Raw genomic sequence first — 9761 nt, 5'->3', positions numbered from 1 at the left:
TTCTATTTCGCCGACATGAGAGCTGGTCGCGAGTGCGCCGCGACACCGCGCAATTCCTTGCGCCGCGTCGCGGGGGAATACCTCGGCCTGTCTGAACGATCACCCGCGCTCGACATCGAGCGGGGCTTCACCACGGGCTCTCAGGACGCTTCTTTTTTGTCCTCGTAGACCAGCACCGGACGCTTGTTCTCGGTGATCGTCTCGGGGTTGATGTGGACCTCGACGATGTTGTCGACGCTGGGGATGTCGTACATCACGTCGAGCATCGCGCGCTCGAGGATTGAGCGCAGCCCACGGGCACCCGCGCGCTGCTCCTTGGCCTTGCGTGCGATCGCGTGGAGGGCGTCCTCGGCGAAGGTCAGCTCGACCCCGTCCATGCGCATGAGCCGCTTGTACTGCTTGACGAGCGCGTTCTTGGGCTCGGTCAGGATCGAGACCAGCGCCTCCTCGTCGAGCTCCTTGAGCGGCGCGACGACCGGGAGCCGACCGATGAACTCGGGGATCAGCCCGAACTTCATCAGATCTTCGCTCTGGGCCTGCTGGAGCAGATCCCAGTGGCGCTTCTCCACCTTGCGCTGGACCTTGGCGCCGAAGCCCATGGTCTTGGCCGACACCCGGGCCTCGATGATGTCTTCGATGCCCGCGAACGCGCCGCCGCAGATGAACAGGATGTTGGTCGTGTCGACCTGAAGGAAATCCTGCTGCGGGTGCTTGCGCCCGCCCTTGGGCGGGACCGAGGCGATCGTGCCCTCGAGGATCTTGAGCAGGGCCTGCTGCACGCCCTCGCCCGAGACGTCGCGGGTGATCGAGGGGTTGTCGCCCTTGCGCGCGATCTTGTCGATCTCGTCGATGTAGATGATCCCGCGCTGGGCCTTCTCGACGTCGTGATCGGCGTTTTGGAGGAGCGAGACGATGATGTTCTCGACGTCCTCACCGACGTAGCCGGCCTCGGTCAGGCTGGTCGCGTCGGCGATAGCGAAGGGCACGTCGAGGATCCGCGCGAGGGTCTGCGCGAGCAGGGTCTTGCCCGAGCCGGTCGGGCCGAGGAGCAAGATGTTGCTCTTTTGCAGCTCGGGCTCGTCGGCGCTCTGCTTGACGTTGATGCGCTTGTAGTGGTTGTAGACGGCGACCGAGATGATCTTCTTGGCCCAGTCTTGCCCGACGACGTAGTCGTCGAGGATCTCGCGGATGTCCTTGGGCTTGGGCACCTTGCCGGGGCCCTCTTGCCGCTCTTCCTTCTGGACCTCCTCGGCGAGGATGTCGTTGCACAGCGAGATGCACTCGTCGCAGATGTAGACAGAAGGCCCGGCGATGAGCTTCTTGACCTCCTTTTGCGATTTCCCGCAGAAGGAGCAGCTCAGGTTTCCGCTTCCCTTGTTGTTGGCCGCCATGCTGGTCCTTACTTGTTCTCGTCGTCCTTGCTCGCGTCGTCCGGCGTGGCTTCGACGTCGCGGCGGAGGACCTCGTCGACGAGGCCGTACTTCTTGGCCTCGTCGGCGCTCATGAAGTTGTCGCGATCGGTGTCGTTGAGGATCTCGTCGACCGTGCGCCCGGTGTGCTTGGCCATGATCTCATTGAGCGTCTCGCGGAGGCGAAGAATCTCGCGAGCCTGGATCTGGATGTCGGTCGCCTGGCCCGAGGCCCCGCCGTGGGGCTGGTGGATCATGATCCGGGCGTTGGGCAGCGCGAAACGTTTGCCCTTGACGCCGCCCGCGAGCAGGAACGCGCCCATCGAGGCGGCCTGGCCGAGGCAGTAGGTCGCGACCTCGCAGCGGACGTACTGCATCGTGTCGTAGATCCCGAGGCCGGCCGTGACGACGCCGCCGGGCGAGTTGATGTACAGCCGGATGTCCTTGTCGGGATCCTCCGACTCGAGGAACAAGAGCTGCGCGATCACCACGCTCGCGACGCGATCGTTGATCGGGTCACCGAGGAAGATGATCCGGTCTTTCAGCAGGCGGCTGTAGATGTCCCACGATCGCTCTCCGCGGTGGGTCTGCTCCACGACGAAGGGGATGTTCATGGAGAGCGGGGGGTAGTCACCGAACACGGGCATTCGTAGGCTCCGTTACAGTCTCTCGTATGTTGACGTCGCGAGAGCTGGGTTGCAAGGGTGGACGGCCAAAGGTGGAGGCCAGAGGATGGAGGCGACTGTGGAGTCGCGAAGAGGCGCCTGTATCTTGCATGCCGCGAGGGCCGAGCTGACCTTTCGCGGCCGCGAGGCGCTCGGCGGCGGTCGGGGCGGCTGAGCGGGCTCGGCGACCGCGTGCGCGACGACCGGGACCTGCCCTCGAGAACAGGCCTGATGATGGTTGCCGCGCGCGTGTCTGGCAAGCAGCCCGTCAAGGGGGGTGTCGAGCCGAGCCTAGCTGGTCCGATGACCAGTTGGCTCAGCTTTCATCAGTGTCGGACTTGGACTCGTCGTCCTCGTCGGCCTCTTCGACGGGGTCGGGTGCCTCGGTGACATCGGCCTCGCCCATGAGGAAGTCGAGGATCCGCTCCTCCCGCATCTGCGCGCGCAGCAGCAGCAGGCGCTGGTCCTTCTCCATCGTCGCTCGGAGGCGCGCGGGGTTTTGGCCCTGGGCCTCGGCCATCTGCTTGACCTCTTCCTCGATCTCCTCTTCGGAGACGTCGATGCTCTCGGCCTTGCGGATCGCCTCGAGCAGCAGGAAGGCCTTGACGTTGAAGGTTGCCTGGCCGCGCATGTTCTCGGCCATCTGGGCCTCGTTGCTGCCGATCTGGCGCAGGGTCAGGCCCTGCTGCGAGAGCTGGCGCTTGAACATGTCGACCTGGGCGTTGACCTCACGGGTGACCATGGAGGGCGCGGGATCGAACTCGTTGCGCTCGAGCAGGGCCTCGACCAGACGCTGGCGTGCTTCGCGCTCCGCCGTCTCCATGTCTTCTTCGCGAAGTTTCTCGCGAATCTGCTCCTTGAGCTCGTCGAGGGTGTCGGCTTCGCCCGTGTCGCGCGCGAACTCGTCATCGAGCTCGGGGACGACGGTCTCGCGCACGTCGCGCGCGGCGATCGTGAGCTGGACCTTGGCGCCGCGGAATTCCGGCTTCACGCGATCTTCGGGCGGGGTGAAGGTCACCTCGCGGGTCTTGCCGACGAGCGAGAGCTCGAAGTCGGCCATCGCGGCGGACAGCCCGGGGACGACCTCGCCCGCGGTCTTGCCGATCGTGATCTCGAGATCTTTTCGGCTCAGGGGCTCGTCGCCGATCGTGCCGTCGATGTCGATCGTCCAGACGTCGCCGTCTTGGGTCTTGGTCCGGGCGTCTTCGCCCTCGCCGCCCTCGATCGGCCGCATCTCGGTCAGCTCTTCTTGCTTCTTGGTCAGCTCGGCCGCGACCTTGTCCTCGTCGACGGCCGCGGGCCGGCGACGCACGGGCACGCCCTTGTAGTCCTTGGGCTCGAGCTCCGGGGCGACCTCGAAGCGCGCGGCGTAGACGAAGTCGGTGCCCTTCTCGAGCGAGCTCGACTCGAGGGTTGGCTGCGTCAGCGGGTTGGCGGCGTGCTTGGACATCGCCGTCTGGAAGGTCTCCTGAAACAGCTCGTTGGCCAGCTCGGCGCGGGCGCCCTTGCCGAACATCTTTTCGAGCACGCGGGGCGGGACCTTGCCGGGGCGGAAGCCCGGGACTCGGGCCTTTCGGCCGAGGGTGCGAAGCTTGGTATCGAGGCGGGGGGAGACCTCGGTCCACGGGACCGTGACCCGAACGCGGCACTCAACGGGGGTAATCTGCTCGATCTGGCTGTCCATGGCAGGCGTCTTGGTCGCCGGATCGCGCGGAGGCGGCGATCCAGGCTGGGGCCCTATATCATAAATGCCCCCCGCTGGCGTCGTGGACTTTGCCACGCGTGGCCCCTTCGCGTCCGGCCCCTCGTTCTTCGCTCAGCGGGCTGGTGTGCGCCCGCTGTGGGCATGGCTCGCGCTTGGCGCGACGGCGTCCGAGGGGTCTCAGGTCCGATCGAGTGCAGCGAGGAGGTCGGCGCGGAGGTCTTTGAGGTCCTCGATGCCAACGCTGAGCCGGATCAGGCCCTCGCGGATGCCGAGCGCGGCGCGGCCCTCGGGGCCCTGGTCGTAGAAGCTCATCAGCGCGGGCTGCTCGATCAGGCTCTCGACCCCGCCGAGGCTCGGGGCCAGCTTGGGGATGCGCACGCCGTCGACGAGCCGGGTCCCGGCCTCGAGCCCGCCGACGAGCTCGAAGCTGACGACGCCGCCGCCGCCGCCGAGGTAGCGGCGCGCGAGCGCGTGATCTTCGTGGGACTCGAGCAGCGGGTACCAGACCCGGGCGACCTTCGGGTGCTCGTCGAGCATGTGCGCGAGCGCGAGCGCGCTTCGGTTGTGACGCTCGACCCGGAGCGCGAGGGTCTTGAGGCCCCGCCCGAGCAGGTAGGCGTTGTGGGGATCACAGATCGCGCCGAGGGTCCCGACCTGCTCGCGGATCGCCGCGACGAGCCCGCCGCGGCCGATGACCACGCCACCGAGCAGGTCGTTGTGGCCGCCGAGGTATTTGGTCGTCGAGTGGATGACGAGGTCGACGCCGAGCTCGCAGGGGCGCATGTTGATCGGCGTCGCGAAGGTCGCGTCGACGATCGTCTTGATCCGCTCGCGCCTGGCCAGGGCCACGACGCCGTCGAGGTCGACGAGGCGCAGGTAGGGGTTGGTCGGGGCCTCGGTGAAGATGATCTTGGTCTCGGCCCGGAGCGCGGCCTCGATCGCCGCGAGGCTCGGCTCGACGATGTCGACCTCGACGCCGAACTTGCTCAGGTAGGTCTGCGCGAACACGCGGGTCTTGCGGTAGACGTCGGCGGTGAAGATCACGTGCTGACCGGCGCGGAGCATGGCCAGCAGCGTCGAGGTGATCGCGGCCATGCCCGAGGCCATGAGCACGGCCGAGAAGCCCGGCTCGCCGCCGCCCTCGAGCGCGGCGAGCTTGGCCTCGACCGCGGCGATCGTCGGGTTGCCGTAGCGCCCGTACTCTTCGGGCCGGTCGAGCTCGCCCTGCATGAAGGCGTGGAGCTCGGCCGTGTGCGCGAAGGGGTAGGTGCTCGCGAGCACGAGCGGCTCGGTGATCGAGCGTCCGGCCCGGACGTGGGGCTCGCCGCCGTGGACCGCGAGGGTCGAGGCTCCGGGTTTGTCTTCGTCGCTCATGGCGGCCTCACGCGAGGATGTGTTCGAGCCCCAGCCCCCCTTTGGGCCGGTTGTACAGCTACTACAGCTCAGCGAGCTTGGCGTCGCGGTCGCGGAAGCCTGGCTCGACGCGCTCGAGCGCGGCCTTGGCTCCGGAGACGTCGCCGCTCCCGAGCAAGACCATAGCGAGCTCGTAGTTGGCCTCGCAGCGCTCGTCTTTGGTTCGCGCGGCCTCGGTGGCGGCGGTGAACAGCGTGATCGCAGACTCGGAGTCGCCGGAGGCCTGGCGGATGCTGGCCATCATGACCAGGGCCTTGGCCTGCCAGCGCGGATCTTTGGACGCGAGCTCGTACTCGCCGAAGGCCTTGTCGTAGAGGCCCATCTCGCGGTACGCGGTCCCGAGATCGTAGTGGTCGCTGGCGTCGGCGTCGCCGACCTCGTGGGTCTGGATGGCGACCTCGCGCTTCTTGCGTTGCTTGGGCGCCTCGTCGTCGAAGATGCCCGCGAGGAAGTCGTCTTCGTCCTCGTCTTCGTCCTCGAGGTCGAGCAGCGGGGCGGCGGCGTTGACCTGGACGCCGGCGGCGTCGGGGAAGCGGTGGGCGATCTTGGCCAGCTCCGGGTGACCCGGGAACAGCTCGAGGAGGTCGTCGTAGGCGGCGCGGGCGTCTTCTTCGAGATCCTGCGCGAGGTAGAACTCGAGCTCGTCGAGCTCGGCGCCGAGGTCCGGCCAGTCCTTGGGATCTGGCGCGGGCATGTCGTCCTCGTCGTCGTCGGGGACGCCGAAGGGCTCGTCGTCGTCGTCGGGGACGCCGACGGGCATGTCGTCGTCCTCGTCGTCGTCGTCGGGGACGCCGAAGGGGTCGTCGTCGTCTTCGCGCCGGGCTTCGACGTCGGGCTCGACCCGGCCGACGACGGGCAGGGCCTCGGCGCTCGCCGGCTCGGGCTCGTCGGGCTCGTCGAGTTCGTCGAGCTCGCCGTCGCCGCCGAGGCCGAAGCGATCTTCGAAGTCGGGCTCGGGCTCGGGCTCGGGCTCGGCCCCGCTGTCGAGGGAGATCGCAAAGTCGGCCTCGGGCTCGGCGAGGGCGTTGAGCTCACCGTGGAGGCTGGGGTCGGCCGCGCGAATGTCGATGTCTGTCCCGGCCTCGTCGAGCTCGATGCTGTCGATGTGATCGGCGTCGGGGGTGGCGTACTCGGCCGGGTCCCTCCCGCTGCCGAGCTCCTCGGCGAGGCTCGAGTCGACGCGGCCGATCAGCGAGTCGCTGGCTTCGATCGCGAGGACGTCGTCGTCGAGGTCGAGGCCGCTGAGGGGGTCGTCGGACCCGGGCAGCGCGTCTTCGACGTCGGCGACGCCGACGTCGATCCCCGAGAGCTCGGACAGGCGCTCGCCGATCTCGGTCGCGAGGGGATGATCGGGGATCAGCGCGAGCGCGAGCTCGACCTGACGCGCGGCGCCGCTCGGATCCCGCGTGACCAGCTGCTCGGCCAGCCGCGCGCGACTGTCGGCCGCCTCCTCGTTGCGTCCGAGCGCGGCGAGGATCTCGGCCGAGAGCTCCAGGCCCACGGCGTGGGTCGGCGAGGCGGCCAGGATCTGCTCGGTGTGGCCGAGGGCGTGGTCGAAGAGGTGGTACTTCATGAGCACCCGGACCTCTTCGAGCTGTTTGTCGAGGTCGAACTCGCCGTCCTCTCCGCTGCGCTGGGCGCCGTCGGAGATGACATCTTGAGTGAGGGACTGACGACGCGGGACCGGCACGTCGTCGTCGAGGTCGAAGTCGGGCTGCGGAGGTGGCGGCGCGTGGGCGGGGGGGCGCGCGGCGGCGTGGGCGACGGGCTCGAGCTCGGCGGGTTCGAGCTCGGCGGGTTCGTTCAAGTCGCCGAGGTCTTCGAACTCGTCGAGCTCCTCGAGCTCCTCGAATTCCTCGAGCTCCTCGAACTCGTCGAGCTCCTCGATTTCTTCGATCTCTTCGATCGCTTCGATCGCTTCGGGCGCTTCAGGCGCTTCAGGCTCTTCGGGTGCTTCGGGCTCCTCCGCGCTGCCGAGCTCGCCGAGGATCTTCTTGAGCTTTTGATTCTGCGGGGCCCAGCCGATCGCCTTGCGCAGGACTCGGACGCTGGTCCGGACGCCGTCGGGCCCGGCCACGCGCTGATGCTTGACGAGCTCGAGCACGACCGAGCAGGCCTTGTCGACCTTGCCGAGGCGCACGAAGGTCTCGGACAGCAGCTCGAGCCCCTCGGGGTCGGTGTTCTGGCGCTGGAGCAGCTCGTTGAGCTTCATCAGCGCGCGCCGGGGCTGGCCGAGCTCGAGGTAGGCGCGGACGAGCTCGCGGGTGACGGCGTCGACGGGGCGGTGGTAGAGCAGGCGCTCGGCCACGCGCACGTAGTCCTCGGGGCGACCGGACTGGCGGAGGAATTCGGCGCCGGCCGAGAAGTGCTGGATCGCCTCGTCGACCCGGCGCTCGCGCGAGAACAGCTCCGCGAGGCGCAGGCGCTTGGCGACCTCGCGGGGCATGAGGTCGGCGACGCGCTCGTAGAGCATCAGCGCCTCGCGGGTGTTGCCGCTGCGCAGGTAGACCCCCGCGACCTTCTCGTAGAGCGCGACCGCCTCGGGGTAGCGGCGCAGCTGCTCGAAGGCCTGGCCCGTGCGCAGGTGGACGTCGTAGCGCTCGGGCGCGAGGTTGAGCACCTGCCGGTAGACCTGCAGGGCGTTGGGGATCTCGCCCTTCTCGAACAGCACGTTGGCCGCGTGGACGTAGCGCTCGACGGCCGCCTCGGCGTCACCCGCTCGCTGGAGGCTGTCGGCCAGCAAAAGCCAGGTCTGAGCGTCGTCGGGCTCATCGGCGACGACGCTCTGGTACTCCTGGATGGCGGCGGCCAGATCACCGCGGGCAGCGTGCTGCTGCGCGGCTTGTAGCGCCTTGTCTCGCCGAATCGACACCGCCGAACACCTCGCAGATCAAGCGTCGAGCTCGGCTCGGATCCCGTCCGGGTCGAGGTTGCGCTCGAGAAAGTGAGTGTCGTAGGTGCCCTCGACAAAGGGGGCTTGTTTGAGGATCCAGCGATGCAGCGCGATGTTGGTCGAGATGCCCTCCACGACGCACTCGTCGAGCGCCCGACGCATGCGCGCGATCGCTTGCTCGCGGTTCGGCGCATGGACGATCAATTTGCCGAGCATCGAGTCGTAGTAAGGAGAGACGGCGTAGCCTTGGTACACGTGGGTGTCGATCCGCACTCCGGTTCCACCCGGGAGGTGCAGCGCAGTGATGGTACCCGGGTGTGGGGCGAAGTTCACCGGGTTCTCGGCGTTGATTCGGCACTCGATCGAGTGGCCGCGGGGGTGCCAGTCACGCTGGAGGTGGCCGAGGGGCTCGCCAGCGGCGAGCCGCAGCTGCTCTTGAACGAGGTCGAGGCCCGTGACCATCTCTGTCACGCAGTGCTCGACCTGGACCCGCGTGTTCATCTCCATGAAGTAGAAGCGGTCGCCGTCGACGAGAAATTCGACCGTTCCAAGCGAGTGGTAGGAGATCGCGCGGGCTGCGGCGACCGCGGCTTCGCGCATCTGCTTGCGGACCTCGTCCCCGAAGTTGCCTGCGGGGGCCTCCTCGATGACCTTTTGGTGGCGGCGCTGGACCGAGCACTCGCGCTCGAACAGGTCGATCACGTCGCCGTGCTGGTCGGCGACGACCTGGATCTCGATGTGGCGCGGGCTCTCGACGTAGCGCTCGAGGTACATGTCGCCGCAGCCGAACGCGGCCTCGGCCTCGGCCTGGGCGGTCTCGAGGGTCGGGGCGACCTTGTCGAGCTCCCAGACGATCTTCATGCCGCGGCCGCCGCCCCCGGCCGAGGCCTTGAGGATGACCGGCAGGCCGATCTCTTCGGCCGCGGCCCGGGCCTGCTCACCAGACTCGAGCACCCCGGTCCCGGGCAGCACGGGCACGCCCGCCGCCTCCATGGTCTGGCGGGCCTGAACCTTGTTGCCCATCAGGCGCATGTGCTCGGGGTCCGGCCCGATGAAGATCATCCCGCACTTTTGGACCGCGTCGGCGAACTCGGGTCGCTCGGACAGGAAGCCGTAGCCCGGGTGGACCGCGTCGGCGCCGGAGATCTCGGCGGCGGCGATGAGGTTGGGGATGTTGAGGTAGCTCTTGGTCGCGGGGCCGGGGCCGATGCACACGGCCTCGTCGGCGAAGCGGGTGTGGAGGCCCATCTCGTCGACGACCGAGTAGACCGCCACGGTCTTGATCCCGACCTCTCGACAAGCGCGGATGACCCGCAGGGCGATCTCCCCCCGGTTGGCGACGAGCACCTTGCGGATCTCGGTCACAGGCGGCGCACCCTGAACAGCTTGGTCCCGAACTCGACTGGCTGCTGGTTGGCGACGAGCGCCTCTTCGATCACGCAGCCGAACTCGGCCTCGATCTCGTTGAAGAGCTTCATGGCCTCGACGATGCACACGGTCGTCCCGGCCGAGACGGTGTCGCCGACCTTGATGAAGGGCGGGGCGTCGGGGCGCGGCGCCGTGTAGAAGGTGCCGACGAAGGGCGACGTGATGTAGTCGCCCTCGTCGACTTCGGGCTTGGGCTCGGCCGGCGCCGGGTTTGGCGCTGGCGGCGGGGCGGCGGCGGGGGCGGGCAG

At 68.2% G+C, this 9761-nt stretch carries 7 protein-coding genes; all 7 read right to left on the bottom strand.

Features of this window, described 5'->3' with window-relative positions:
• Positions 1-140 precede the first annotated feature (140 nt).
• Complete coding sequence (clpX, locus tag ENSA5_RS09035) at positions 141-1391, bottom strand: ATP-dependent Clp protease ATP-binding subunit ClpX (protein WP_106391229.1); 1251 nt, start codon at positions 1389-1391, stop codon at positions 141-143.
• 8 nt (positions 1392-1399) lie between these two features.
• Positions 1400-2023 carry an ATP-dependent Clp endopeptidase proteolytic subunit ClpP gene (gene clpP, locus ENSA5_RS09030; RefSeq protein ID WP_106391230.1) on the bottom strand — a complete coding sequence of 208 codons (624 nt, stop codon included), beginning with the start codon at positions 2021-2023 and terminating at the stop codon, positions 1400-1402.
• 367 nt (positions 2024-2390) lie between these two features.
• Positions 2391-3758: a trigger factor gene (tig, locus tag ENSA5_RS09025; RefSeq protein WP_106391228.1), complete on the bottom strand. Its 1368-nt coding sequence runs from the start codon at positions 3756-3758 to the stop codon at positions 2391-2393.
• 198 nt (positions 3759-3956) lie between these two features.
• On the bottom strand, positions 3957-5153 hold the full coding sequence (locus tag ENSA5_RS09020) for a trans-sulfuration enzyme family protein (RefSeq protein ID WP_106391227.1): 1197 nt from the start codon (positions 5151-5153) through the stop codon (positions 3957-3959).
• A gap of 61 nt (positions 5154-5214) precedes the next feature.
• Positions 5215-8064, bottom strand: a complete 2850-nt coding sequence (locus ENSA5_RS09015) for a tetratricopeptide repeat protein (protein ID WP_106391226.1) — start codon at positions 8062-8064, stop codon at positions 5215-5217.
• A gap of 18 nt (positions 8065-8082) precedes the next feature.
• On the bottom strand, positions 8083-9450 hold the full coding sequence (gene accC, locus ENSA5_RS09010) for an acetyl-CoA carboxylase biotin carboxylase subunit (RefSeq protein ID WP_106391225.1): 1368 nt from the start codon (positions 9448-9450) through the stop codon (positions 8083-8085).
• A partial coding sequence (gene accB / locus ENSA5_RS09005) for an acetyl-CoA carboxylase biotin carboxyl carrier protein (protein WP_106391224.1) occupies positions 9447-9761 on the bottom strand: 315 nt, incomplete at its 5' end. The genes accB and accC, both read right to left, overlap by 4 nt.

The sequence above is a fragment of the Enhygromyxa salina genome, from assembly GCF_002994615.1.
Taxonomy (GTDB): domain Bacteria; phylum Myxococcota_A; class Polyangia; order Nannocystales; family Nannocystaceae; genus Plesiocystis; species Plesiocystis salina_A.
The sequence above is the reverse complement of the archived record's forward strand: the minus strand, read 5'-3'. Positions and strand labels throughout refer to the sequence as shown.

Excerpts from the sequence above, each read along its gene's own strand:
- clpX (WP_106391229.1), bottom strand. The coding sequence starts at position 1,391 with ATGGCGGCCAACAACAAGGGAAGCGGAAACCTGAGCTGCTCCTTCTGC.
- clpP (WP_106391230.1), bottom strand. The coding sequence starts at position 2,023 with ATGAACATCCCCTTCGTCGTGGAGCAGACCCACCGCGGAGAGCGATCG.
- tig (WP_106391228.1), bottom strand. The coding sequence starts at position 3,758 with ATGGACAGCCAGATCGAGCAGATTACCCCCGTTGAGTGCCGCGTTCGG.
- ENSA5_RS09020 (WP_106391227.1), bottom strand. The coding sequence starts at position 5,153 with ATGAGCGACGAAGACAAACCCGGAGCCTCGACCCTCGCGGTCCACGGC.